The organism is Pseudomonas sp. MS01C9, from assembly GCF_058202755.1.
This window is the reverse complement of record NZ_CM177073.1, coordinates 2,810,348-2,836,058: the sequence shown is the minus strand read 5'-3', so window position 1 is coordinate 2,836,058 and position 25,711 is coordinate 2,810,348. Positions and strand designations below refer to the sequence as shown.

Annotated in this window: 26 protein-coding genes and 1 tRNA gene; 17 read left to right on the top strand and 10 right to left on the bottom strand. The window is 60.9% G+C overall.

Annotated features, from left to right (window positions below; genetic code table 11):
* Positions 1–80: 80 nt before the first annotated feature.
* Entirely contained in the window at positions 81–1,610 is a 1,530-nt protein-coding gene (gpmI, locus tag AC1M7R_RS12990) for a 2,3-bisphosphoglycerate-independent phosphoglycerate mutase (protein ID WP_072431682.1), read from the top strand.
* 64 nt (positions 1,611–1,674) lie between these two features.
* On the opposite strand, the gene AC1M7R_RS12985 is transcribed toward gpmI, so the two are convergent.
* Together AC1M7R_RS12985 and AC1M7R_RS12980 are read right to left on the bottom strand one after the other, a co-directional pair.
* Positions 1,675–2,511 (bottom strand): IS3 family transposase, encoded by an 837-nt coding sequence (locus tag AC1M7R_RS12985; RefSeq protein ID WP_072430581.1) that lies wholly within the window; start codon positions 2,509–2,511, stop codon positions 1,675–1,677.
* On the bottom strand, positions 2,508–2,810 hold the full coding sequence (locus tag AC1M7R_RS12980) for an IS3 family transposase (protein WP_072459715.1): 303 nt from the start codon (positions 2,808–2,810) through the stop codon (positions 2,508–2,510). Before AC1M7R_RS12980 ends, AC1M7R_RS12985 begins: the two co-directional genes overlap by 4 nt.
* A gap of 263 nt (positions 2,811–3,073) precedes the next feature.
* Between AC1M7R_RS12980 and AC1M7R_RS12975 the strand changes: the two genes are divergently transcribed.
* Genes AC1M7R_RS12975 through AC1M7R_RS12965 form a run of 3 tightly spaced genes read left to right on the top strand, consistent with a single transcriptional unit; the run spans position 3,074 to position 6,493 of the window.
* Positions 3,074–4,360: a murein hydrolase activator EnvC family protein gene (locus AC1M7R_RS12975; protein ID WP_072397920.1), complete on the top strand. Its 1,287-nt coding sequence runs from the start codon at positions 3,074–3,076 to the stop codon at positions 4,358–4,360.
* A gap of 32 nt (positions 4,361–4,392) precedes the next feature.
* Positions 4,393–5,709, top strand: a complete 1,317-nt coding sequence (locus AC1M7R_RS12970) for a S41 family peptidase (protein WP_072397919.1) — start codon at positions 4,393–4,395, stop codon at positions 5,707–5,709.
* A 1-nt stretch (position 5,710) separates the two neighbouring features.
* Positions 5,711–6,493, top strand: a complete 783-nt coding sequence (locus AC1M7R_RS12965; RefSeq protein WP_092181664.1) for a divergent polysaccharide deacetylase family protein — start codon at positions 5,711–5,713, stop codon at positions 6,491–6,493.
* 72 nt (positions 6,494–6,565) lie between these two features.
* Here the strand turns inward: AC1M7R_RS12965 and AC1M7R_RS12960 are convergent, their stop codons facing one another.
* The 7 genes from AC1M7R_RS12960 to AC1M7R_RS12930 all read right to left on the bottom strand — a co-directional run bounded on the left by AC1M7R_RS12960 (position 6,566) and on the right by AC1M7R_RS12930 (position 12,373).
* Positions 6,566–7,312, bottom strand: a complete 747-nt coding sequence (locus AC1M7R_RS12960; protein ID WP_072397917.1) for a substrate-binding periplasmic protein — start codon at positions 7,310–7,312, stop codon at positions 6,566–6,568.
* A gap of 63 nt (positions 7,313–7,375) precedes the next feature.
* The gene (hisF, locus tag AC1M7R_RS12955) at positions 7,376–8,146 is read right to left on the bottom strand and encodes an imidazole glycerol phosphate synthase subunit HisF (RefSeq protein WP_014336099.1); all 771 of its coding nucleotides are present in this window, start codon (positions 8,144–8,146) and stop codon (positions 7,376–7,378) included.
* Positions 8,147–8,155: 9 nt separating this feature from the next.
* Complete coding sequence (gene hisA, locus AC1M7R_RS12950; RefSeq protein WP_072397916.1) at positions 8,156–8,893, bottom strand: 1-(5-phosphoribosyl)-5-[(5-phosphoribosylamino)methylideneamino]imidazole-4-carboxamide isomerase; 738 nt, start codon at positions 8,891–8,893, stop codon at positions 8,156–8,158.
* Positions 8,894–8,935: 42 nt separating this feature from the next.
* A complete protein-coding gene (locus tag AC1M7R_RS12945; protein ID WP_072397915.1) occupies positions 8,936–9,190 on the bottom strand; it encodes a DUF2164 domain-containing protein in 255 nt (84 codons plus the stop codon).
* Positions 9,190–9,828, bottom strand: coding sequence for an imidazole glycerol phosphate synthase subunit HisH (hisH, locus tag AC1M7R_RS12940; protein ID WP_072397914.1), 639 nt, complete (start codon positions 9,826–9,828; stop codon positions 9,190–9,192). Before hisH ends, AC1M7R_RS12945 begins: the two co-directional genes overlap by 1 nt.
* The gene (gene hisB / locus AC1M7R_RS12935) at positions 9,828–10,421 is read right to left on the bottom strand and encodes an imidazoleglycerol-phosphate dehydratase HisB (RefSeq protein WP_003186751.1); all 594 of its coding nucleotides are present in this window, start codon (positions 10,419–10,421) and stop codon (positions 9,828–9,830) included. The genes hisH and hisB overlap by 1 nt, the downstream gene beginning before the upstream one ends.
* 290 nt (positions 10,422–10,711) lie before the next feature.
* Positions 10,712–12,373: an OFA family MFS transporter gene (locus AC1M7R_RS12930; protein ID WP_072397913.1), complete on the bottom strand. Its 1,662-nt coding sequence runs from the start codon at positions 12,371–12,373 to the stop codon at positions 10,712–10,714.
* Positions 12,374–12,634: 261 nt separating this feature from the next.
* Here AC1M7R_RS12930 and panM point away from each other — a divergent pair, with 261 nt between their 5' ends.
* The 12 genes from panM to AC1M7R_RS12870 all read left to right on the top strand — a co-directional run bounded on the left by panM (position 12,635) and on the right by AC1M7R_RS12870 (position 23,954).
* The gene (gene panM / locus AC1M7R_RS12925; RefSeq protein WP_072459104.1) at positions 12,635–13,033 is read left to right on the top strand and encodes an aspartate 1-decarboxylase autocleavage activator PanM; all 399 of its coding nucleotides are present in this window, start codon (positions 12,635–12,637) and stop codon (positions 13,031–13,033) included.
* Positions 13,034–13,243: 210 nt separating this feature from the next.
* Entirely contained in the window at positions 13,244–15,469 is a 2,226-nt protein-coding gene (locus tag AC1M7R_RS12920; protein ID WP_072397911.1) for an AsmA family protein, read from the top strand.
* Entirely contained in the window at positions 15,466–16,533 is a 1,068-nt protein-coding gene (gene mutY / locus AC1M7R_RS12915) for an A/G-specific adenine glycosylase (protein ID WP_072431688.1), read from the top strand. The genes AC1M7R_RS12920 and mutY overlap by 4 nt, the downstream gene beginning before the upstream one ends.
* On the top strand, positions 16,530–16,802 hold the full coding sequence (locus tag AC1M7R_RS12910) for an oxidative damage protection protein (protein ID WP_053147893.1): 273 nt from the start codon (positions 16,530–16,532) through the stop codon (positions 16,800–16,802). Before mutY ends, AC1M7R_RS12910 begins: the two co-directional genes overlap by 4 nt.
* Positions 16,803–16,904: 102 nt before the next feature.
* Positions 16,905–16,980, top strand: a tRNA-Phe gene (locus tag AC1M7R_RS12905).
* 117 nt (positions 16,981–17,097) lie between these two features.
* Positions 17,098–18,120, top strand: a complete 1,023-nt coding sequence (locus tag AC1M7R_RS12900) for an IS110 family RNA-guided transposase (RefSeq protein WP_165887294.1) — start codon at positions 17,098–17,100, stop codon at positions 18,118–18,120.
* A gap of 339 nt (positions 18,121–18,459) precedes the next feature.
* A complete protein-coding gene (locus tag AC1M7R_RS12895) occupies positions 18,460–18,789 on the top strand; it encodes a DHCW motif cupin fold protein (protein WP_072397776.1) in 330 nt (109 codons plus the stop codon).
* Between the two features lie 67 nt (positions 18,790–18,856).
* Positions 18,857–19,264: a hypothetical protein gene (locus AC1M7R_RS12890; RefSeq protein ID WP_072397775.1), complete on the top strand. Its 408-nt coding sequence runs from the start codon at positions 18,857–18,859 to the stop codon at positions 19,262–19,264.
* A 222-nt stretch (positions 19,265–19,486) separates the two neighbouring features.
* Positions 19,487–20,536 carry a PDDEXK nuclease domain-containing protein gene (locus AC1M7R_RS12885; RefSeq protein WP_490610450.1) on the top strand — a complete coding sequence of 350 codons (1,050 nt, stop codon included), beginning with the start codon at positions 19,487–19,489 and terminating at the stop codon, positions 20,534–20,536.
* Positions 20,537–20,634: 98 nt separating this feature from the next.
* Positions 20,635–21,234, top strand: a complete 600-nt coding sequence (locus AC1M7R_RS12880) for a biliverdin-producing heme oxygenase (protein WP_072431689.1) — start codon at positions 20,635–20,637, stop codon at positions 21,232–21,234.
* Positions 21,231–23,465, top strand: coding sequence for an ATP-binding protein (locus AC1M7R_RS12875; RefSeq protein ID WP_490610449.1), 2,235 nt, complete (start codon positions 21,231–21,233; stop codon positions 23,463–23,465). The genes AC1M7R_RS12880 and AC1M7R_RS12875 overlap by 4 nt, the downstream gene beginning before the upstream one ends.
* A 42-nt stretch (positions 23,466–23,507) precedes the next feature.
* On the top strand, positions 23,508–23,954 hold the full coding sequence (locus AC1M7R_RS12870; RefSeq protein WP_490610448.1) for a hypothetical protein: 447 nt from the start codon (positions 23,508–23,510) through the stop codon (positions 23,952–23,954).
* A gap of 12 nt (positions 23,955–23,966) precedes the next feature.
* On the opposite strand, the gene AC1M7R_RS12865 is transcribed toward AC1M7R_RS12870, so the two are convergent.
* Positions 23,967–24,419: a carboxypeptidase regulatory-like domain-containing protein gene (locus AC1M7R_RS12865; RefSeq protein WP_490610447.1), complete on the bottom strand. Its 453-nt coding sequence runs from the start codon at positions 24,417–24,419 to the stop codon at positions 23,967–23,969.
* Between the two features lie 513 nt (positions 24,420–24,932).
* Between AC1M7R_RS12865 and AC1M7R_RS12860 the strand changes: the two genes are divergently transcribed.
* Complete coding sequence (locus tag AC1M7R_RS12860) at positions 24,933–25,706, top strand: ABC transporter ATP-binding protein (RefSeq protein ID WP_072397770.1); 774 nt, start codon at positions 24,933–24,935, stop codon at positions 25,704–25,706.
* Positions 25,707–25,711 lie beyond the last annotated feature (5 nt).

Sequence of the window (25,711 nt, the reverse complement as noted above, 5' to 3'; positions counted from 1 at the left end):
GCGGTGACGCCATCGGAACTTACCTTTAAACTGCCCGTCCCTTTTGCATCGTCTTCTTTCAACAGCCACGAGTGGATTCCATGACTACCACGCCTAAACCTTTGGTCCTGATGATTCTCGACGGCTTCGGTCACAGTGACAGCCACGAATCCAACGCCGTTTATGCGGCCAGAAAGCCTGTGCTGGACCGTCTGTGGGCCACCGTGCCGAACGGCCTGATCTCCGGTAGCGGCATGGACGTCGGCCTGCCGGACGGGCAGATGGGCAACTCCGAGGTGGGCCACATGAACCTTGGCGCCGGTCGCGTGGTGTACCAGGACTTCACCCGGGTGACCAAAGCGATCCGCGACGGCGAGTTCTTCGAGAACCCGACCATCTGCGCCGCCGTGGACAAAGCCGTGGCAGCCGGCAAGGCCGTGCATTTCATGGGCCTGCTGTCCGACGGTGGCGTACACAGCCACCAGGACCACCTGATTGCCATGGCCGAACTGGCCTCCCGGCGCGGTGCCCAGCACATTTACCTGCACGCGTTCCTCGATGGCCGCGACACCCCGCCGAAAAGCGCCGCCTCGTCGATCGAGCTGCTGGACAACACCTTCCAGACCCTCGGCAAGGGCCGCATCGCCAGTATCGTCGGCCGCTACTACGCCATGGATCGCGACAACCGTTGGGATCGCGTGGCCCAGGCCTATAACCTGATCGTCGATGGCAATGCCCAATTCAGCGCCGCCACCGCCCAGCAAGGCCTGCAGGCCGCCTATGAGCGCGGTGAAAGCGACGAATTCGTCAAGGCCACCGTGATCGGCGAACCGGTCAGGGTCGAAGACGGCGACGCCGTGGTCTTCATGAACTTCCGCGCTGACCGGGCCCGTGAGCTGACCCGCGTATTCGTCGAGGACGACTTCAAGGAATTCGAACGCCCCCGCCAGCCGAAACTGGCCGGCTTCGTGATGCTGACCCAATACGCCGCCAGCATTCCCGCACCGTCGGCATTCGCCGCCGGCAGCCTGGAAAACGTGCTGGGCGATTACCTGGCGAAAAACGGCAAGACTCAGCTGCGCATCGCCGAAACCGAGAAATACGCCCACGTGACGTTCTTTTTCTCCGGCGGCCGCGAAGAACCCTTCCCGGGCGAAGAGCGCATCCTGATCCCGTCGCCGAAAGTCGCCACCTACGACCTGCAACCGGAGATGAGCGCTCCGGAGGTGACCGACCGCATCGTCGACGCCATTGAAAACCAGCGCTACGACGTGATCGTGGTCAACTACGCCAACGGCGACATGGTCGGCCACAGCGGCGTCTTCGAGGCGGCGGTCAAGGCCGTGGAGTGCCTGGACACCTGTGTCGGTCGCATCGTAGATGCCCTGGAAAAGGTCGGCGGCGAAGCGCTGATCACGGCCGACCACGGTAACGTCGAGCAGATGTCCGACGAATCCACCGGTCAGGCCCACACCGCCCACACCACCGAGCCGGTGCCGTTCATCTATGTCGGCAAGCGCGACTTCAAGGTCCGCGAGGGTGGCGTACTGGCTGACGTGGCGCCGACCATGCTGATGCTGTTGGGCATGGAAAAACCGGCAGAGATGACCGGGACTTCGATCCTGGTCTGATCGATCCACATCCATGTGGGAGCGAGCTTGAACTGGTCAAGTAATCTTGGACACCAGTTAAGGCTTACGCCGCCAGCCGTTCTTTCGCGACTGGTGACCGATAGTCGTTGTAGCTATGAGGCCTGACGGTGTTGTAGCGCGATACATAGCGCTGCACATCCGCTCGGGCTTCATGCTCGGATTCGTAGCCTGTTTCGGGTACCCACTCTGATTTCAGACTTCCAAAGAAACGCTCCATTGGGGCGTTGTCCCAGCATTCGCCTTTACGACTCATGCTCTGCTGTAGCCCGTGTTCCATCAGTACATTCCTGAATTTATGGCTGGTGTACTGGCAACCCTGGTCGGAGTGAAACAGCACGTTTGCAGGGCGACGGCGCACTTCAACCGCCATTCGTAGAGCTTCGCAGGTCAACGTGGCATCGGAGATCATCGAAAACGCCCAACCCACCACCCGGCGAGCATACAAATCCAGAACCGCCGCGAAGTACAGCCATCGCTTGCCCACCTTGATGTACGTCACGTCTCCACACCACACCTGATTAACCGCCGTCACATCAAACTTGCGCTTGAGTATGTGTGGCGCCACCAGCGCTTCCACCCCTGGTGACTTGTACTTATGACGCCTGCGCTGACGACTGACAATGCCTGCCTCTCGCATCAAACTGCGAGCCATAAACCGCCCGACACTGTGTCCGCTGGCTTGCAACTGCTTGGCCAAGGTGCGGGCCCCCGCCGACTCTCTCGACGCCTTGTGATGCTTGACCAGCACGGCCTTGAGCTTTTCTCGCCGAGGATTCACTTTGTCTTGGCGCTGACGCCAGGCGTAAAAACTGCTGCGGTTGATGCCAAGCACCCGACAGCACTCGTTAACGCCGTATTGCTCGCCCAGCTCACAGATCAACGAGAGTGATCTTTGGCGTCCAAAAGCAGGAGAGCACTGGCCTTTTTTAGGATTTCGATATCCCGATCCTTTTGCCGCAGCAACGCTTTGAGTTCCTGGATCTCACGTTGATCGGCGGTAATCGCTTTGGCGCCTGCCGGTGTTGAACCTTGGCGTTCCTGACGAACCTGATCGACCCAACGGCGCAAGGCTGTAGGGCCAATATCCAAACCGGCACAGACCTCAGGTACCGATTGCCCCTCGTCCAGCACCATGCTGGCGGCCTTGAGTTTGAACTCTCTCGAATAGGATTTACGCATAGCCAAACACCTCAGATTTGGGCGCTATCATAGCGCCCGATTGAGGTGTCCAAAATCATTAGGCCAGTTCAGCCTGCTCGCGATGGCGATGTAACAGTCAACATTTATGTCGGACGTTATGGCCTCATCGCGAGCAGGCTCGCTCCCACAGAGGGTCCTTGGTCTTTTGCAGGCCAGTTATCACACAGCCCCAAATGGGCGTTTTTTTTGCAGCGTGGGGCGGGCATACTAGGCCGTCCCTTTCCCTGGTGCCTTCCGCCCCTATGCTTCGCGTCCTGATAGCCCTCGCTCTGACCTGCCTGCTCCAACCGGCTTTCGCCGATGAACGCGCGCAAACCCAACAACAGTTGGAGGCAACGCGTCAGGACATCGCCGAGCTGAAAAAGCTGCTGGGCAAGTTGCAGGAAGAAAAATCCAGCGTGCAGAAAGACCTGCGCGGCACTGAAACGGAAATGGGCAAGCTGGAGAAGCAGGTCGAGGCCCTGCAGAAAGAGCTGAAGAAAAGCGAATCCGAGCTGCAGCGACTCGATGGAGAGAAAAAAAAACTCCAGAGCGCGCGCACTGAACAGCAGAAGCTGATCGCCATCCAGGCCCGGGCGGCTTATCAGAACGGCCGTCAGGAGTACCTCAAGCTGCTGCTCAACCAGCAGAATCCCGAGAAATTCGCCCGCACCCTCACCTATTACGACTACCTGAGCCAGGCGCGCCTGGAGCAACTCAAGAGCTTCAACGAGACCCTGCGCCAACTGGCCAATGTCGAAAAGGACATCGAACTGCAGCAGGCCCAGTTGCTGGTGCAGAAAAGCAGCCTCGACACCCAACGCGAAGAGCTCGACAAGGTTCGCAAGGAACGCCAGGCAGTCCTGGCCAAGCTCAACGACGACGTAAAGGCCCGCGACAGCAAGCTCAAGGCTCGCGAGGCGGACCAGGCAGAACTGGCCAAGGTCTTGAAGACCATCGAGGAAACCCTGGCCCGCCAGGCTCGGGAGGCGGAAGAAGCGCGCCAGAAAGCGCTGATCGCCCAGCAGGAAGCCGAAAAAAAGCGTTTACGTGAAGCCCAGGCCGACAATAGCGATGAGCCACGCAAACCGGCCAGGCCAAGCCCTGGCGCACTGGTTTCCAGCGATGGTGAAACCTTCGGCGGTGCTTTTGCTTCCGCCCGGGGCAAACTTCCATGGCCGGTCAATGGTCGATTGCTTGCACGCTTTGGTGAAACCCGCGGTGACGACACCCGTACCAAGTGGGACGGGGTGATGATCAGCGCCTCCGCCGGCAGCCAGGTACACGCCGTCCACGGTGGACGCGTGGTGTTCGCCGATTGGCTGCGCGGTGCCGGCCTGCTGGTGATCCTGGATCACGGCAATGGGTACCTGAGCCTGTATGGCCACAACCAGACGCTGCTCAAGAGCGCCGGCGATGTGGTAAAAGCCGGCGAGTCCATTTCCACGGTCGGCAACAGTGGTGGGCAGGATACGCCGGCACTGTATTTCGCTATTCGTCAGCAGGGTCGCCCCAGTGACCCGGCCCAATGGTGTCGTGCGCAAGGATAAGCGTGCCCATCCAATTAAGGAGTTCGTTCGACATGCTGCACTTGTCCCGCCTTACCTCGCTGGCCCTGACGATCGCCCTCGTGATCGGTGCGCCCCTGGCGTTCGCCGCCGAACCGGCCCCGTCGTCCACCGCCGCCACGGCCGCCACCACCAAGGCCCCGTTGCCGCTGGATGAACTGCGCACCTTTGCCGAAGTCATGGACCGGATCAAGGCCGCCTATGTCGAGCCGGTGGATGACAAGATGCTGCTGGAGAATGCCATCAAGGGCATGCTCAGCAACCTCGATCCACATTCCGCCTACCTGGGGCCGGAGGACTTTGCCGAGCTGCAGGAAAGCACCAGCGGCGAGTTCGGCGGTTTGGGCATCGAGGTCGGCAGCGAAGACGGTTTCATCAAGGTGGTTTCGCCCATCGACGATACCCCGGCTTCCAAGGCCGGCATCCAGGCCGGTGACTTCATCGTCAAGATCAACGGCCAGCCGACGCGCGGCCAGAGCATGACCGAAGCCGTGGACAAGATGCGCGGCAAGATCGGCCAGAAGATCACCCTGACCCTGGTTCGCGACGGTGGTACGCCATTCGATGTCACCCTGACCCGGGCAGTCATCCAGGTCAAAAGCGTGAAGAGCCAACTGCTGGAATCGGGTTATGGCTACATCCGCATTACCCAGTTCCAGGTCAAGACCGGTGAAGAAGTCGCCAAGGCCCTGGCCAAGTTGCGCAAGGACAACGGCAAGAAACTCAACGGCATGGTCCTGGACCTGCGCAACAACCCTGGCGGCGTGCTGCAGTCGGCGGTGGAAGTGGTCGACCACTTCATCACCAAGGGCCTGATCGTCTACACCAAGGGCCGTATCGCCAACTCCGAGCTGCGCTTCTCGGCCACTGGCAACGACCTGAGCGAAGCCGTGCCGCTGGTGGTGCTGATCAATGGCGGCAGCGCTTCGGCTTCGGAAATCGTCGCCGGCGCCCTGCAGGACCAGAAGCGCGGCGTCGTCATGGGCACCACCAGCTTCGGCAAGGGCTCGGTGCAGACCGTATTGCCACTGAACAATGACCGCGCCCTGAAGATCACCACCGCATTGTACTTCACGCCCAATGGGCGCTCGATCCAGGCCCAGGGCATCGTCCCGGATATCGAGGTGCGCAAGGCCAAGATCACCAGCGAGCAGGACAGCGAGTACTTCAAGGAAGCCGACCTGCAAGGTCACCTGGGCAATGGCAACGGCGGTGCCGACAAGCCGACCGGCTCCGGTGCCAAGGCCAAGCCGATGCCGCAGGATGACGACTATCAGCTGGCCCAGGCCCTGAGCCTGCTCAAGGGGTTGAACATCACTTCCGGCCGTTGAGATGAGCCTGCGCTTCGTCCTCGCCCTGTTGTGCCTGTTGGCGGGGGCCGCCCATGGGGCGCCCGCCACGCCACCCGCCGTCCCGCACAAGGCGTACCTGAGCCTGATCATCGACGACCTGGGACAGAACCTGCCCCGGGATCGTCGCGTGCTCACCCTGCCCGGCCCGGTCACCGCCGCAGTCATGCCCGATACACCCCATGCCGCCGAATTTGCGCGCGAAGCCCATCGCGCCGGCAAGATCGTCATGCTGCACATGCCCATGGACCCGGCCACCGGCCCGTTCGCCTGGCATCCCGAGCTACCCACCGAAGAGCTGGGCAAGCGCCTCGATGCGGCGTTCGCCGCCGTGCCCTACACCAGCGGAATCAACAACCACATGGGCAGCCGCATGACGGCTCAACCCCAGGCCATGGCCTGGCTGATGGCGAACCTGCAGCAACGTAACAAGTTCTTCGTCGACAGCCGCACCAGCGCCCGCACGGTCGCCGCCGCCGAGGCGCAGAAGATCGGGCTCGCCAGTGTGTCACGGGATGTATTCCTGGATGACGAACGCACCGAAGCGGCCATCGCCCATCAGTTCCAGATCGCCATCGACCTGGCCCGCCGACAGGGTTCGGCCGTGATGATCGGCCACCCCTATCCGCAGACCCTGGCGGTACTCGAACGCGAGCTACCCAAGCTCAAGGCCCAGGGCATCGAATGGATCGACATCAAGTCGATGATCAGCCTGCGCAGCAATCGGGCGATGGCCGGGCATGGGAAGGATGGGGTTTATCGGTAGCGGCTGGGCTCTATCCCCAACCGCATCGCCTTCATCGCGAGCAAGCTCGCTCTCGCAGGCCTGCTCCAGCGGTCAGAGATACCGCGCCATGATCGCGTCCACCTCGCCCTCCTTGCGCAGCTCATCCAGGGCGGCTTGAAGCCGGGCCACCACATCGTCGGGCACTTCCTTGTTCAACGCCAGGTACAACTCGGCGCTGTTGAAGCGCAGCACGGTCTTGAGATCGCTCACGCCCTCCTGGCGCGCCAGGTAACGCCCGGCCGGATCACCAGTGGCCCACAGGTCGATCTGGCCGTTGACCAGTTTCCTGGCGTTGTCCTGATCGCGCAGTACGACAATCGGATTCAACCCCTGCTTGGCCAGTGTCTCGGCAATCGCGTCGCCCTTATAGGCGCCGATCCTGTATTTGCGCGCCTGCTCCAGGGAGTCGAGGGTGATCCGGCTATCGGCCTTGGCGAGCATGATCCAGTCGTCCGGACCGATGGGGCCGACCCACTTGAAGAGCTTCTCGCGCTCCGGTAGCCGGGCCATGACGAACACACCGTAACCTGGCTTTTCCAGGGCGAGCTTGTAGATCCGCTCCCAAGGGAAACGCAGCGTCAGGCTGTAGGAGATATCGGCACGCTTGAAGACCTCGCGAACGATGTCCACGGCGATACCATGGATGTTTTCGTCCTGTGCGAAGTTCTTGCCGTTCCTGGCCATGTTGTACGGAGGGAAATTTTCCGTCAGCAGCACCAGCGTCGAATCGGCGGCGCGGACGCTGCCTGTGAGTAGCAACGTGGCACCGGCAAAGGCAAGGACGAAGCGTTTGAACATGTCGGGCTACCGCAATCCATGGTGTGCCCAAGAGTGCCTCGGGCCCGCCATGGTGTCCAGCGGTCAGCGAACGCAGATGCCGCGATGGGCCATGTAGGCCTTGGCTTCCGGCACGGTGTATTCACCAAAATGGAAAATGCTCGCCGCCAGCACCGCGCTGGCATGACCTTCGAGGATGCCGTCGGCCAGATGCTGCAGGTTGCCGACACCGCCGGAAGCAATGACCGGGATGCCCAGGGCATCGCTGATGGCACGGGTGACCCCCAGGTCGAAACCGTTCTTCATGCCGTCCTGGTCCATGCTGGTCAGCAGGATCTCGCCGGCACCCAGGCCTTCCATTTTCTTCGCCCACTCCACGGCATCGAGCCCGGTAGGTTTGCGACCGCCATGGGTGAAGATTTCCCAACGCGGCGTTTCACCCGGGCCGGAGACTTTCTTGGCATCAATGGCCACGACAATGCATTGCGAGCCGAAGTGCTGGGCCGCCTCGCCGACGAACTCGGGGTTGAACACCGCCGCAGTGTTGATGGACACCTTGTCCGCGCCGGCATTGAGCAGGTTGCGGATGTCCTGCACGGTGCGCACACCACCGCCCACGGTCAGCGGGATGAACACCTGGCTGGCCATGCGCTCGACGGTATGCAGGGTGGTATCGCGGCCGTCGACGCTGGCCGTGATATCGAGGAAGGTGATCTCGTCCGCACCCTGTTCGTCGTAGCGACGGGCGATTTCCACCGGGTCGCCGGCGTCACGGATGTTCTCGAACTTCACACCCTTGACCACCCGGCCGTTGTCCACGTCCAGGCAAGGGATGATGCGTTTGGCCAGCGCCATGGTGAGTCCTCAGCCTTTGTAGGAATCGCAGAAAGCCTGGGCTTCGGCGACGTCCAGGGTGCCTTCGTAGATTGCGCGACCGGTGATCGCACCGATGATGCCCGGCGCCTTGGCGTCGAGCAGTGTCTTGATGTCACCCAGGTTGTGGATGCCACCGGAGGCGATCACCGGAATCGTGGTGGCGGCAGCCAGGGCGGCGGTGAACGGGACATTGCAGCCCTGCATCATGCCGTCCTTGGCGATGTCGGTGTAGACGATGGCAGACACGCCGTCGGCTTCGAAACGCCTGGCCAGGTCGATCACCTGCACGGTGCTGACTTCAGCCCAGCCGTCAGTGGCGACAAAACCGTCCTTGGCGTCGAGGCCAACAATGACCTTGCCCGGGAACGCGCGGCAGGCTTGGGCAACGAATTCAGGCTCCTTCACCGCCTTGGTGCCGATGATCACGTAGCTCACGCCAGCCTTGACGTAGTGCTCGATGGTTTCCAGCGAGCGAATGCCGCCGCCGATCTGGATCGGCAGGTTCGGGTAGCGCCTGGCAATGGCCGTGACCACCTCGCCATTGACCGGCTGCCCTTCGAAGGCGCCATTGAGGTCGACCAGATGCAGGCGACGGCAGCCGCCTTCCACCCACTTGGCGGCCATGCTCACCGGGTCATCGGAGAACACCGTGGAGTCTTCCATGCGGCCCTGGCGCAGACGTACGCATGCGCCGTCCTTGAGATCGATAGCGGGGATAATCAGCATCTGGCAAACCTTCAGATTCGAATGTTCAGCTTGGCTCGGAAATCAGTTTTTCTCGAGCGCCCACAAGTCGCTTTCAATGCTTTCGAACCTTTCTTTAAGGTGCGTCTGCACATCGAAAATCGCCCTGTTGTAATAGTGCGGAGCAATTTCGCGGGTAAACAGGTCAAGAATTTCCGCCGCTTCGAACGAACCCAGTTCGAGTTCGAAACGATCCTCCATGAACCGCTGGATCTTGCGGTTGGCCTCACTCTCCTGCTCGGGCGTGAGGGTCAGGATCGGCGGTTTCTTGCGCGCCATTACCAGCGGCCGTCCCACGCCGCGAAATTCTGCAGCAACTGCAGGCCATGGGTGTGGCTCTTCTCGGGGTGGAACTGCACGGCGAAGCGCGAGCCGTCGGCCAGGGCGGCGGCGAAGTCGACGCCATAATGGCCGCTGCCCACCACCTGCCGCGCATTGCCGGCCGCGATGTAGTAGCTGTGCACGAAGTAGAAACGCGCCAGGTCCGGAATGTTGTGCCACAGCGGGTGGTCCACCGTCTGCTTCACTTCGTTCCAGCCCATGTGCGGGACTTTCAGGTGCTCGCCGTCCTCATGCAGGTCCTTGCCGAAAAACTTCACCTGGCCCGGGAACATACCGATGCAATCGACGCCGGTGTTCTCTTCGCTGTGTTCGAGCAAGGCCTGCATGCCGACGCAGATTCCCAGGAACGGACGATCCTGGCTGACTTCCTGGACCAGCGAGTCGAAGCCCAGGCGACGGATCTCGGCCATGCAATCGCGGATTGCACCGACACCGGGGAATACCACCCGGTCGGCTTCACGAATCACATCCGCATCGCTGGTGATCAGCACCTTGCCGGCCCCCACGTGCTCGAGAGCCTTGGCCACCGAGTGCAGGTTGCCCATACCGTAGTCGATAACCGCGACCGTCTGCATTACAGGACGCCTTTGGTGGAGGGCATCTGCCCGGCCATGCGGTCATCGAGCTCCACGGCCATGCGCAGGGCGCGGCCGAAAGCCTTGAACACGGTTTCGATCTGGTGGTGGGTGTTGTGCCCGCGCAGGTTGTCGATGTGCAAGGTCACGTTGGCGTGATTGACGAAGCCCTGGAAGAATTCCTGGAACAGGTCAACGTCGAAACCACCCACGGTGGCACGGGTGTACGGCACGTGCATCTGCAGGCCCGGGCGGCCGGAGAAATCGATGACCACCCGCGACAGCGCCTCATCGAGCGGCACGTAGGCGTGGCCGTAGCGACGAATACCCTTCTTGTCGCCAATGGCCTTGGTAAAGGCCTGGCCCAGGGTGATCCCGACATCCTCCACGGTGTGGTGGTCGTCGATATGCAGGTCGCCCTTGCTGACGATGTCCAGGTCGATCAGCCCATGACGGGCGATCTGGTCCAGCATGTGCTCAAGAAACGGCACGCCGATATCAAACCGGGCCTTACCGGTGCCATCCAGGTTGATCGAGGCTTTGATCTGGGTTTCCAGAGTGTCGCGCTCGACAGACGCCTTACGTTCGGCCATCACCAGCTCCGCAAAATCATTGGGCGAAAAAGGCAGCCATTATAGGGGCGCGAGCGGCAAACAGAAACACGGGAGGTGATATCGCTGACGGGCTGAATCCCGGGCTGTCGGTGATAGACATGTCCATACAAGCCTTTGCCATCACCCAAAACGACTGTGGGAGCGAGCTTGCTCGCGATAGCGGTGTGTCAGCCGACCATGATATCGACTGACACACCCTCATCGCGAGCAGGCTCGCTCCCACAGGGTAGGCCCGTCTCCGATGGATTCGGGCCTACCTGCATTGTCGCTTAGCGGAACAGCACCGCCGTCTTCTGCAGGGTCACCCACACACCCCACGCCAACGGAATGCCCACCACCAGCCAGGCGGCGATCGCCAGGGGCTTGGTGCCCGGCGCGGCCTTCCATTCCAGCGACGTGGTGCTGTCGGCACCTTTGTCATGGCCCAGCGCCTGTTCGGCGGCCAGCTCGGCGTCGGTCATGAAGTACTTGTCGGCGACCGGGCGGACCATCAGGTTGCACAGGAAGCCCAGCACCAGCAGGCCGGCGAGGATGTACAAGGTGATGTCATAGGCTGCGGCACGTTCAACGCCGATGCTCAGTTGATATTCACGCAGGTAGTTCACCAGCACCGGACCCAGCACGCCCGCCGCAGCCCAGGCGGTCAGCAGGCGACCGTGGATCGCGCCGACCATTTGGGTACCGAACAGGTCCGCCAGGTAGGCCGGCACGGTGGCGAAACCGCCGCCGTACATCGACAGGATGATGCAGAACGCCGCCACGAACAGCGCGACGCTGCCCAGGTGACCCAGGTTCGGGATCAGCGCGTACAGTGCAAAGCCCAGGGCGAAGAACACGAAATAGGTGTTTTTACGACCCAGGTAATCCGAGAAGGATGCCCAGAAGAACCGGCCGCCGATGTTGAACAGGCTCAACAGACCGGTGAAACCGGCCGCGATGGCCGCGATCTGGCCCAGTTGTGCGGCGTCCAGTTGACCGAACGGCAGGTCGTTGCCGAGCAGCTTGCCGCCGAACACTTCCTGCAACAGTGGCGAAGCCATGCCCAGGATGCCGATACCGGCGGATACGTTCAGGCACAGTACCAGCCAGACCAGACGGAATTGCGGGGTTTTCCAGGCCACATTCACGTGAACGTGACGATGGGTGATCATCGCGTTCGCGGCTTTCTTCGGTGCCGGGGTCCAGCCTTCAGGTTTCCAGCCGGTCGGCGGAACGCGGTACGACAAGGCACCACCGATCATGAACACGAAGTAGATCGCAGCCATGACCAGGAAGCTCTGCCATACGCCCACGTCTGTCGGCGAAGCAAAGTGGTTCATCAGCGCAGCGGCCAGCGGAGCACCCACCATCGCGCCGCCACCGAAGCCCATGATCGCCATGCCGGTCGCCATGCCACGCTTGTCCGGGAACCACTTGATCAGGGTCGAGACCGGGGAAATGTAGCCCAGGCCAAGGCCGATACCGCCGATCACGCCGGAACCGACCCACATCAGCCAGATCTGGTGGGTATAGATACCCAGCGCGGAGATCAGCAGGCCACCGCACCAGCACAATGCCGACACGACACCGGCCTTGCGTGGCCCGGCATGTTCCAGCCAGCCGCCCCAGATGGCTGCCGAGCAACCCAGGAAGATGAAGAACAGGGTGTAGATCCAGCCGAGCATCGAGATCGGCCAGTCGCATTGGGACGAAAAGACTTGCGAGATGAAGCTCATGTCCGGCGCGCAGGCGACCGGTTTGGTGATACCCAGGGCCTTGGACAGTGGCAACCAGAACACCGAGAAGCCGTAGGCCATGCCGATGCAGAGGTGAATGGCCAGTGCGGCCGGAGGAACCAGCCACCGGTTGAAACCGGGCTTGGCGATAATGCGTTCCTTGGAGAGGAATGCAGGCTGGTCGGCAATGCCGTCCGCCGTGATGCTCGTGCTCATTGTGTATCCCCCAGTTGTTAGAATGGCTCGCCAGCCACACTTCACCCTCGGCCTTATTGCACGCAGGCACGGCCGTATTTTACGGTGAAGCTCCATAGTGGTGCGACATCAGGTCGCAGAAAGGCAGGCGAACGGGTAAAGATTACCATTTGCTCGTGACAGAAAAACCAAAGTGATATCACCTTTTTCACGTCATCCGTCTTATCGCGCCTTCGGCGGTTTTCTGTAGGGTGCTAATGATTTATTTTTTCAGGGATTTTCATGCCTATCGTCGTCGAGCACCTGAACGCAGCCACCCGCCAGGACCGGCAGGACCTGGAAAAAATCTATCGGGACGCCCCCGCCTGGCTGATGGAACCCTTCGGCGATGCCGCCCGGCTGATAGAGGATTGCCTGGAAGATGGCTCATTGATCGCGGCACGTTTCAATGATCGACTGCTGGGGGCCGCGCGCCTGCAACGGCACCAGGACGCTTGGGACTTGTCCCAGATGTGCGTACGGAACGTTACCCGACGTCGTGGCGTCGCGGAACGACTGGTGAGCGAGGCGCAGAGAATGGCCCTGCAGAACGGTGCCCAGCTGCGGCTGCGGGCCCCTGGCGGGCATCCCATAGCCCAAGCCCTCGCCGCCAGATTGAAACTGGCGCTGGATGAGTACTGACCAGGCTCTGCAAGAAGAGCCTTGGGACGAAGGCAAGGCGAAAACAGCCGAGCAAGCGCAGCGCACTGGAACACACGAACGTTGCGAGGCAGTTTTCAACGCTGCATGAACGGGTATCAAGGCTTTTCGTACAGAGCCTAAAGCCCAATACAAACCCACAGCGTTATACTCCCAGGCTAAATTTTGAACTCAACCTACAAGGACTCGCCCATGAAAGCGTTCGGCAAAATCCTGGGTCTGGTACTTCTCGGGCTGTTGCTGATCATTGTGGCCTTGGGCTTTGCCCTGACCCACCTCTTCGATCCCAACGACTACAAGGAAGAGATCCGCCAGATTGCCCGCGACAAAGCCCACATTGAGCTCACGCTCAATGGCGACATCGGCTGGAGCCTGTTTCCATGGCTGGGTCTGGAATTGCACGATGCCAGTGTCGCCACGCTGGCCAACCCGACACAACCTTTCGCCGACCTGCAGATGCTCGGCCTTTCGGTACGCGTGATCCCGCTGCTGCGCAAGGAGGTGCAGATGAGCGACGTGCGGGTCGAAGGCCTGAACCTGCGACTCAACCGTGACAAGAACGGCCACGGCAACTGGGAAGACATCGGCAAGGCGCCCGCCTCGACGACGACGGCCGGAACTCCGGCGCCAGCCGAGCCACCCGCTCCGTCCACCAGCGCCCCGCCGGAAAAACCGGCGCAGCCGACCCGGCTGGACATCGACAGCCTGACGGTGAACAACGCCAGGGTTCAATACACCGACGAGCAGACCGGCAAGCAATTCAGTGCCGAGAGCATCCAGTTGAGCACCGGCCCGGTCCACGACTCCACCAATATCCCGGTCACGCTGACCGCGTTCCTGTCCAGCAACCAGCCGGCCGTGCGCGTGCGCACCGAAGTCACTGGCGAACTGCGCTTCGAGCGCGCCTTGCAGCGCTACAAGTTCGAAGACCTGAAGTTGTCCGGCGAAGTCACGGGGGATCCGTTGCAGGGCAAGACCCTTAACTTCAACGCCCAGGGACAGTTGTTCCTGGACAGGGCCGCCAACGTGGCCGAATGGACTGGCATCAAGCTCTCACTGAACCAGCTGCGCGCCTTGGGCGAACTGAAGGTCAACGACCTCGACAAGACCCCGCAACTGAACGGCGGAATTTCGATTGCCCAGTTCGACCTGGCGAACTTTGTCGACAGCATCGGCCAGAAACTACCGGCCATGGCCGAGGGCAGCCTGACCAAGGTCGAGCTGGCCAGCCGCATTGCCGGCACGCCGACCAGCGTCGAACTCAACGACATCAACCTGAAAGTCGACGACAGCAGCTTCAGCGGCCGTATCGCCGTGGAAGATTTCGCAAAGCAATCCCTCCGTGCGCAGCTCAAGGCCGACAAATTCAACGTCGACCGCTACCTGCCCCCGAAATCCGCCGAGAGCAACAGCGCCAAGGCCGCCCGCGAAGCCGAAGTCAGCGACACCGAGACCAGCGCCATGGCAGGCGCCGGCAGCACGCCACTGCCAAGCTCGCCAACCCAGGGAGCCTGGAGTAACGACCGACTGTTCCCGGTGGAACGCCTGAGCAAACTGGACATCGATGCCGACCTGACCTTCGGCCAACTGATCCTCGACAGACTGCCGATCGAAAATGCTGCCCTCAAGGCCACCGGTCAGAACGGCCTGCTGACCCTGGAGAACCTGCGGGGCGACCTGTACAACGGCAACTTCGAAGCCAAGGGCACCCTGGATGTGCGCCAGCCCACGCCGCAATTGAACCTGCAAACCCGGATCAACCGGGTGCCGGCGGAAAAAATCATCGAGAGCCAGGGCAAGACTCCGCCAGTCAAGGGGCTGGTGACGCTCAACAGCGCCGTGACCGCCAGCGGCAACAGCCAGAAGGCCCTGATCGAAAGCCTCAACGGCACCGCCGGTTTCGTCATCAACGATGGCGTGCTGCTCAATGCCAACCTCGAACAGCAGCTGTGCAAAGGCATCGCCCTGCTCAACCGCAAGAACCTCAGTGGCGAACCCCGGGGCAAGGACACACCGTTCCAGCAGCTCAACGGCAATCTCACCCTGCGCAACGGCGTGGCCAGCAACCCCGACCTGAAAGTCCGTGTACCGGGCATGACCGTAAACGGCAATGGCGATATCGACCTGCGGGTGCTGGGCATGGATTACCGCGTCGGCGTCATCGTCGAAGGCGACAAGAGCGACATGCCCGACCCGGCCTGCCAGGTCAACGAACGCTACGTCGATGTCGAATGGCCGCTGCGCTGCCGCGGCCCCCTGGAGCTCGGCGCCAAAGCCTGCCGCCTGGATAACGACGGCCTGGGCAAGGTCGCGGCAAAACTGGCCGGCGACCGCCTCGGTGACAAGATCGACGAGAAGCTGGGCGACAAGGTCAGCCCCGAGCTGAAAGATGCGCTGAAGGGGCTGTTCAAGCGATGAGAGCCGAGCAGTTTTCCACCGCGGTGCTGGACTGGTTCGACCGCCACGGGCGTCACGACCTGCCTTGGCAACAGGACATCACGCCGTACCGGGTCTGGGTTTCGGAGATCATGTTGCAACAGACCCAGGTAAGCACCGTGCTCAACTACTTCGACCGGTTCATGGCCTCGCTGCCTACCGTCGAAGCCCTGGCCGCCGCGCCTGAGGATGAAGTGCTGCACCTGTGGACCGGGTTGGGCTACTACACCCGTGCTCGCAACCTGCAGAAAACCGCAAAGATCGTGGTCGAACAATACGGCGGCGAATTCCCCCGGGACGTGGAGAAACTCACCGAGCTGCCGGGGATCGGCCTGTCTACCGCCGGTGCCATCGCCAGCATCAGCATGGGCCTGCGGGCACCGATCCTCGACGGTAACGTCAAGCGGGTGCTGGCACGCTTTACCGCCCAGGAAGGCTATCCGGGCGAACCCAAGGTCGCAAAGCAACTGTGGGCCACCGCGGAGCGCTTCACCCCCCAGGACCGGGTCAATGCCTATACCCAGGCAATGATGGACCTGGGCGCCACGCTCTGCACCCGCAGCAAGCCCAGTTGCCTGCTCTGCCCGCTGAAGACCGGTTGCCAAGCCCATATGCTGGGCCTGGAGACCCGCTATCCGATCCCCAAGCCACGCAAGGAAGTACCCAGGAAACGTACCTTGATGCCGATGCTGGCCAACCGTGAGGGCGCGATCCTGCTTTATCGTCGTCCCTCCACCGGCCTGTGGGGCGGCCTGTGGAGCCTGCCGGAACTCGATGACCTCGACGACCTGCAGCATCTGGCCCTGCAACACTCGCTGGAACTGGGCAGGCAACAGGAAATGCCCGGCCTGGTGCACACCTTCAGCCATTTCCAGTTGGCAATCGAACCCTGGCTGGTCCGGGTCCAGGAAACCGGCCATCACGTGGCCGAGGCCGACTGGCTCTGGTATAACCTCGCCACCCCGCCGCGCCTGGGCCTTGCCGCCCCGGTCAAAACCTTGCTCGAACGCGCGGCCGTCGTCTTGAATGCAGGAGAGTCGTCATGACCCGCACCATCATGTGCCGCAAATACAAAGAAGAGCTGCCCGCCCTGGAGCGCGCTCCGTTCCCTGGCGCCAAGGGCCAGGACATCTACGACAACGTCTCGGCCAAGGCCTGGGCAGACTGGCAGAAACACCAGACCCTGCTGATCAACGAAAAACGCCTGAACATGATGAACGCCGAGGATCGCAAATATATCCAGGGCGAAATGGACAAGTTCTTTTCCGGCGAAGAATACGCCAAGGCCGAGGGCTACGTACCGCCTTCCGAATAAGCTGCTTACCCCGGGGGCGAATCGTAAGCGACGGTAATAATTAAATATTTTTTGATAACGTGCTTGACGCCCTCCTGAAAAACCCGTTTAATGCGCCCCGTTGCCCAGATAGCTCAGTCGGTAGAGCAGGGGATTGAAAATCCCCGTGTCGGCGGTTCGATTCCGTCTCTGGGCACCAAATACCAAAACCCCGATCAAGAAATTGATCGGGGTTTAATGAGATGGTCAGCCTGACCGAGAAGCCCTGCAGGTTTACGCTTGCAGGGCTTTTCTCGTTTTCGGCGGAGGATCTCTCATGAACACGATGACGCTTCTCGGCATCGACATTGGTAAACACAGTTTCCATCTGCACGGCCAGGACGCCAAAGGTCATCAGGTTTTGCGCAAGAAAACCAGCCGCAGCCAATTGCTCGGCACATTGGCCCAACTGCCGGCCTGCACGGTGGTGATGGAGTCGTGTGGCGGTGCCCACTGGCTGGCTCGACAGGTTGAGGCATTGGGCCACGAGGTAAAACTGATTGCCCCGCAATACGTTAAGCCGTTCGTCAAAGGCAACAAAAACGACTTCATTGATGCCGAAGCGATTTGCGAGGCGGCGAGCCGCCCCGCGATGCGCTTCTGCTCGATTAAAACCGCAGAGCAACAAACGCTTTCAGCTTTGCATCGTGTCCGAGATTCCTTGATTGGCCATCGCACCGTCGCGACCAATCAGATTCATGGTTTTTTGCTGGAATTCGGGATCAGCCTGCCCATTGGCGCAACGGCGTTGAACCGCGTGCCAGCGCTGCTGGACGATCCACAACATCCGGTTCCATTGCGCCTAAAGAGCGTGGTGATGCGTCTTCATCGTCAAATCCAACAGCTGAATGATGAAATCAAGGACATCGAGTCCGACCTGAAACAGCAGTTGAAAGAAGACGATGCCGGAAATCGTTTGCAGAGTATTCCTGGCATCGGCCCAATCACCGCCAGTGCGGTATTGGCGGATGTGGGCGATGCGTCGAACTATCGAAGTGGACGCGATTTTGCCGCTTCGCTGGGGCTGGTGCCGAGGCAGTATTCGACGGGTGGGAAGACGGTGCTTCTGGGGATCAGCAAGCGTGGCGACAAGCACATCCGCCAATTGCTGGTACAGGGCGCGCGATCCGTTATTCAGCATATCGATAAGCGAGAGGACGCCTTGGGGCCTTGGGTTCGAGAGCTACTGACGCGTCGCCACTCCAATGTCGTCGCGTGTGCGCTAGCAAACAAACTGGCGCGAATCGTGTGGGCGGTACTGGCCAAAGGCGGCCAGTACGACCCACATCCGAACGCTTGAATGCACAGCGTTACCACCGGCTTTTGCGACGTCACTGACTGATGACAGTAAACGGCAAACGGCCCGACTGAGAACCTGGCAATAAAATCAGCTTTAGAAGCTGAGGGTTTTTTCAGGACAGTCGGGAGCGGCTACTCATCGAGGGCCGAGCGTTGTTGCAGCAACGCTCACAACGAGCCCGGATACATTAGCGCAAGCCAGCTTTACCGAAAACAGCCCATGAGGTTGCAGGAGAAGGGCTGACCATACATTTTATTGCCCGCTGATTTCATTGACGTGTTCCGCTCCCCCAGGGACTCAGCTACATTCGACCCTCGCCGCCCTCCCGCAGAGAACCTTATGGACATCACTGGCATCCCCTTCGGCACCACCGACTGGTCGACAATCGAACCCAGCGAACACAAAGGCGTCACCGGAACCGCCTACTGGCGAACCCGGCAGTTCGGGAATATCCGCGTCCGGATGGTCGAGTACACGGCGGGTTACCTGGCCGATCACTGGTGCACCAAGGGGCACATCCTGTTTTGCCTGAAGGGCGAGCTGCATACGGAGCTGGAAGATGGGCGACAGTTCGTGCTCAAGCCGGGCATGAGCTACCAGGTAGCGGACCAGGCCGAGCCCCATCGCTCTTCAACCTCGGTGGGCGCCACCTTGTTCGTGGTGGATTGAGTTTCGAAGCACTCGTCCTGGAGCTGTAGAATCAGCCGCCTCATTTTTCATATCAGGAGCCTTGGCCATGCCGTCGGCAAACAAACAGCAGAAGCGAAACCAGCGCGCCAAGGCGAAAGCCAAGAAGAACCGGGTACAGCGTGCCGCTGCGCCGAACGACTTCCTGGACCCGAACGATGAGCGCATCGACCTGGAGACCGTGGACCTGTCCGAGCTGTTCCAGCTCATGCGCGACGCTGAAAAGATCAGCCAGCAAGCCATGTGCATCGCCTTCCTGGGGCACCCACTGCTGGCGCTTGTGCTGGAACAGGAAGGCGAAGAAGAAGCCATGGATTTCATTATCACCGCCCTGATCGAATACCGTCGCGCCACCACCGGCGTCGATGAACAGACTGCGCTTGACTGGGTCGAGAGCGAGCAATTCCAGGCTGATTATCTCGCGGCCTCCAGGGAACTGGTGCAACCCCAGGCCTGAGCCTCGCCCGCCCGGCGCTCTTGCGATGAGGGCGCTTGCTGGGTGGATGACATCCTTCAGCGACAGTTCCTACAAGCCAAGCTCCATCAATATGAGCCGGCGTCAAAACCGTCTTGCATGAAGCGGTTGTTTTTCCTCCACGGCAATCAGCTCCGTCCGGCATCATCAATATGAAGCCTGACGCATCATTCAGTCCGTCCCACTCCACGGCTGAACATCTTGATGACTTCGATCTCCCCACAAGACGATCCGCAATTGGCACCACTGATCGGCGAACTCGCCGAATTGATCCGCCAGGCACGCCAGAAGGTCATGCGCGCCGTTGACACCCTGCAGGTACAGACCTGCTGGCAGATCGGCCGGCATATCATCGAATTCGAACAGGAGGGCGCCGAGCGGGCGACTTACGGGGCGCGACTGTTGCCGACACTGGCGAAGGCGCTGACGGTGAAGTTTGGGAAAGGATTTGATGCATCGAACCTTCGTTACATGCGCCTCTTCTACCAGGCGTTTCCAATATGTGACGCACTGCGTCACGAATTGAGCTGGACTCATTACCGCTTGTTGCTTCGTATAGAAGATGATCATGCGCGCCACTGGTACATGAACGAAGCCGCAGTGCAGAACTGGTCAACGCGCGTCCTGGAACGCCAGATCGGCACCTTCTATTACGAACGCCTGCTGGCAAGTCGGGACAGGCCGGCGGTAGAGCAGGAGGCCAGCGCCCATATCGAGTCACTGGACCCTGGGCCCAGGGATATCGTCAGGGACCCGGTGGTGCTGGAATTTCTCGGGTTGCCCAACGCGGGCACCTTGCTGGAGACCGATCTGGAGCAGGCCTTGATCGACCAGCTACAGGATTTTCTTCTCGAACTGGGCAAGGGCTTCGCCTTCATCGCCCGCCAGCAGCGCATCAGTACCGAGAGCAAGGACTTCTACCTCGACCTGGTGTTCTACAACTACCTGCTTAAATGCTTCGTGATCGTCGACATCAAGCGTGGCGAACTGAGCCACCAGGACATCGGGCAGATGGATATGTACGTGCGTATCTACGACGATCTGAAACGCGGCCCCGACGACAAGCCCACCGTCGGCATCATTCTCTGTGCCCGGAAGGACGAGTCGGTGGTGCGTTATTCCGTGCTGCAGGGCAACGAACAGCTGTTCGCCAGCCAGTACAAACTGCTCCTGCCCACCGAAGAAGAACTGCGCAATGAGCTGGATCGCGAACGGAGGCGGCTCGAAGAACAGCGACGACATACGATCACTTGAAGCCACGAAAGCCGGCATTGCGTGACCGTTTATTGTAAAAACCGATGTAAGCTTGATGCGCTTCGGAAATACCTACATCTTCAAGAGCTCTATCCTGCATGTCACCGGCCGCACCCTACCCCACTCTGATCCAGGCGTTGCGGACCGAAACCGCTGAACTGCACGTCGCCCTGGAAAAACGCCTGCCGTTTTTCTCCCAACAGCTGGATCTCGATCTGTATCGGCGCCTGATGGTGGCCTACTACGGCTTTTATCAGCCATTGGAACAACGACTCCATGCCCTGGCGCTGGCCGGGCTGGACCAGCCCCTGCGAGTCAAGCTCCCAGTGCTGAGGGCGGATCTCACGGCACTGGGCCTGGACGAAGCGGCTATCGAGGCGCTGCCCCTTTGCAGCGAGTTGCCCGCTATCGACTCTCGTGCCGCCGCGCTTGGGGTTTCCTATGTCCTGGAAGGCGCAACCCTGGGCGGCCAGATCCTGCGACGCAGGGTGGCCGAGCAGCTTGGCCTCGACGCCAGCAGCGGGGCAGCATTTCTCAACGTATACGGCGAGCTGACGGGGCGGCGCTGGAAGGACTTCCTGGAGTACCTGGGCGACAGGAACCTTGGCGATGGCCAAACGCTCGAAGTCACACATGCTGCCAAAACGACATTTATCTGCTTTGAACGCTGGCTGGACAGCCAGGAGGTCCTGTTATGAACCCTGAAAACCAAGAGGCCTTCGAAGAGCTGCTGGCCAACTGCGCAGACGAACCGATTCGGTTCCCCGGCGCCATCCAGCCTCACGGCGTGCTGGTGATGCTGTCCGAACCCGACTTCGTGATCCGCCAGGTCAGTGCCAACGTATCGCAGCTGATGGGACATGATCCCCAGGCGCTGTTGGGGCAGACGCTGGACGTGCTGCTGGGGCCGGAGCAGGCAGCAGCCATCCTTGACGCCCGGCGCATCGAAGCAGGCCACGACAACGCACCGCTGGATATTCTCGTGAACCGGCACCGCTTCGACGCGCTGGTCCATCGTCACCAGGGCGTACTGATCGTCGAACTCGAGCAGCACCTGAGCGACTATCGTCCGGAAGGCGTCAGCGGCGAAGCCGATATGGGGCGTATGCTCCAGCGTCTGCACAGCGCGAAAAGCCTTCAGGCCCTCTACGAAATCAGCGTTCGGGAAATCCAGGCCATGACCGGCTATGACCGCGTGCTGATCTATCGTTTCGAGGAAGAGGGCCACGGCCAGGTGATCGCCGAGGCCAGCGCGCCATCGATGGAGCTTTACAAGGGCCTGTTCTTCCCGGCCTCGGATATCCCCGAACAGGCCCGGGAGCTGTATCGCACCAACTGGTTGCGGATCATCCCCAACGCCGATTACACGCCGGTACCGCTGGTTCCGAATCTGCGCCCCGATACCCGGGCGCCCCTGGACCTGAGCTTCGCGACCCTGCGCAGTGTCTCGCCGATCCACCGGCAATACATGAAGAACATGGGGGTGCTGTCGTCCATGAGCATCTCGCTGATGGACGGCGAACGCCTGTGGGGCCTGATCAGTTGCGGCAACCGTAAGCCCTTGCTCGTCCCCCATGAGATGCGCAAGGCCTGCCAGACCATCGGTCAGGTCCTGTCACTGCAGATCAGCGCCATGGAAGCACTGGAGCTGAGCAGTCAACGAGACGCCAAGCTCGAGGACCTCGGCATACTTGCCAAGGCCATGGCCGAGTCCAGCGATAACGTCTTCGACGGCTTGTCCCATGAGCCACAACGCTTGATGGACCTGACCGGTGCCAGCGGCGTCGCGATTATCGAGGACAACAAGCTGCATCGCCACGGCCAGTGCCCTGAACCGGAGCAGATCCGGGCGCTGCACCAGTGGATCCTCGAAAGCGGGCAACCGGTGTTTTCGCACCATCAACTGGGCAGCGTCTACGCCCCGGCCCGCGGTTACCAGGACGTGGCGAGCGGCGTGCTGGCGATTCACCTGCCCAAGCCTGTGGAAAACGGCGTGCTGTGGTTCCGGCCCGAAGTGAAGGAAACCATCCATTGGAGCGGTGACCCACAGAAACCCCTGGACCTGGAAAACAGCGAGAACGGCCTGCGCCTGCGCCCCCGGACATCCTTCGAGATCTGGAAAGTCGAAATGGCCGGCATCAGCAACAGATGGAGCCATGGCGAACTGTTCGCCGCCAACGACCTGCGGCGCTCGGCCCTGGAAAACGACCTGGCCCGGCAAGTGCTCAAGGAGCGCCAGGCCGTGCACGCTCGCGACGAGCTGGTGGCAGTGGTTTCCCACGACCTGCGCAGCCCGATGACGGTCATTTCCATGCTCTGCGGCATGATGCAGAAGTCCTTCAGTTCCGACGGTTCCCACAGTTCGAAGCGAATCGCCTCGGCCATCGACACCATGCAACAGGCCACCAGCCGCATGAACACGCTGCTGGAAGACTTGCTCGACACCTCGCGAATCGACGCCGGACGCTACACCATCAATCCCAAGCCAATGGAAGTCAGCCAGATATTCGACGACGCCTGTTCGCTGTTGACGCCGCTGGCCAGCGCGAAGGCCATCAATATCTCGTTCCATGCCGAACCCGACCTGAAGATCAAGGCCGACCCCGAACGGTTGTTCCAGGTGCTGTCCAACCTGATTGGAAACGCCATCAAGTTCACGCCGCACGAAGGCGTCATTGGCATCAGCGCGATGTCGGTGGGCAACGAGATCGTGTTCAGCGTTCGCGATTCCGGCCAAGGCATCGCGCCGGAGCAGTTACCCCACATCTTTGATCGCTATTGGACAATCAAGGAAGGCAACCCCAGCGGCACCGGTCTTGGATTGTATATTTCCAAGGGGATTGTCCAGGCCCATGGCGGTAAACTGCACGCCGAAAGCCAGCCCGGCCAAGGCAGTGAGTTCCGCTTCACTGTCCCGAAAATCGACTGAACCGGGCAACGCCCCTCCTGACAAACTGGAACCCGAAGCCCAATGGCCTCATTGAACAAGCAGCAGAAACGCGCCAAACGCGCAAAGGAAAAAGCCAAGCAGATTCGCATGAGCGGCCGCAAGGCCTCGCCCATGTACGGCGATCCTGCCTACGCCACCGCCCAGCCACCGGTTTATGTACTGGAACTGTTCGCCAAGCTGCGCGAAGCCGAGGCCATCGGTCGCGGCGAACTGCTCGACACGCTGCTGTCCTCCCTGAGTGTGATGATCGCTGAGCGACCAGGCCTGCTGGACCTGAAGAACGCCGAGAACGAAAGCATGGCGGCCACCAACCTGGCTGCCGACATGCTGGTGGACTACCGCATGTGGGCCGATGACATGGACCGCGAAACGGCCCAGCGCTGGCTCAGCACGCCGGAGTTCATCAAGGATTTCAGCGAAGCGCTGGACCGCTATCGCCAGTCCATGGAAGAACCGGCCGGCGAATAAACCTGTCGTCGGCTATTCGTCACTGTTCCAATGGAACACCAGCTTGCGTGGAGCGCCACTGCCGATGTTGGCGGTGGCGCGCCGCTCCTCATCGTTACGTGTCGCCACCACCGTGTATTTGCCCGGTGGCAGTTGCACGAAAACCAGAGGTCCGGCCTGATCCAGCGCCAGCAGCGTTTGCCCGGACGCATTGCCAATAGCGATGTCCACATCCGCGACATACCTGTTTTCCGGCCCGATCGCGAAGGTCACGTGCAGGTTATACCCCTGGGCCTGGCTGATGGCGCGGGCTTCATCCTCACCGATCCCACCGGACAGATATGTGATGCCGTTCTGCTGCAACGGCTGGACCTGCACACCGGAGCTGTCGATGGGGGCGAGGTTGGTGGCGTTGAGCGCCAGGATAGGAAACAGCAGCGCCACAGCCGCAAGGGAAGACAACAGAACGCACCGGGTCAGTTTCATGGCGAAGACTCCAGGATCTGGAAAACAACTTCACACGAACACACCTTTGATCCGTAACGCCCGTCGTGGTTTAGACCGATTGGAAGTAGGCCGTAGAACGTACCGCTCTCGTGGACCGTTCTTGGTACTCGACACAGCAATGAGATTCAGCGCTGCAGAACAAAAGCGCACGCCAGAAATTCCTCGCTCCTGCCCGGCCGTTCTGCCCTGATGCGGCCGGTATCCAAGCGCAACGGCAACGCTTATCCGTTAACCCTTCCAACCCCCGCCCAAAGCTGGCACCATCGCGCCTTTTTTTACGCAACTCCCCGGGCTCTTCATCGGTAAACAGGGTTCAAACGGCCGTTCGGTTGTTGATGGCGCGACAGTCTGCTGTGCCTATGCGACAACCTGCCACACATCACCGGTTTACCACCCGCAGCGCTGTTGGCTGTCATTCGGACGCATGCTAGCTTGGCCGCCTCGCCAGGAAGGCCACCAACAGCAAGGGAGCACATACCATGAGGACCGCACATGGCCCAGGCCACGCCCGCGCTTGAAATCCGCAACCTGCACAAACGCTACGGACAGCTGGAGGTGCTCAAGGGCGTCTCGCTGACCGCCCGCGACGGCGACGTGATCTCGATCCTGGGTTCGTCCGGGTCCGGCAAGTCCACGTTCCTGCGCTGCATCAACCTGCTGGAAAACCCCAACCAGGGCCAGATCCTGGTGGCCGGCGAAGAGCTCAAGCTCAAGGCCGCGAAAAACGGTGAGCTGGTGGCCGCCGACGGCAGGCAGATCAATCGCATGCGCAGCGAGATCGGTTTTGTATTTCAAAACTTTAACCTCTGGCCGCACATGAGCGTGCTCGACAACATCATCGAAGCCCCGCGCCGCGTCCTTGGCCAGAGCAAGGCCGAAGCCATCGAAGTGGCCGAGGCCCTGCTGGCCAAGGTCGGCATCGCCGACAAGCGTCACGCCTACCCCGCCGAGCTGTCCGGCGGCCAGCAGCAGCGCGCGGCCATCGCACGTACCCTGGCCATGCAGCCCAAGGTGATTCTGTTCGACGAGCCCACCTCCGCCCTTGACCCGGAAATGGTCCAGGAAGTACTTAGTGTGATCCGCGCCCTGGCCGAAGAAGGTCGCACCATGCTGCTGGTGACCCACGAAATGGGCTTCGCCCGTCAGGTTTCCAGCGAAGTGGTGTTCCTTCATCAGGGCCTGGTCGAGGAGCAAGGATCGCCACAGCAGGTCTTCGAAAACCCGCTTTCGGCGCGCTGCAAACAATTCATGTCCAGCAACCGCTAACGGAG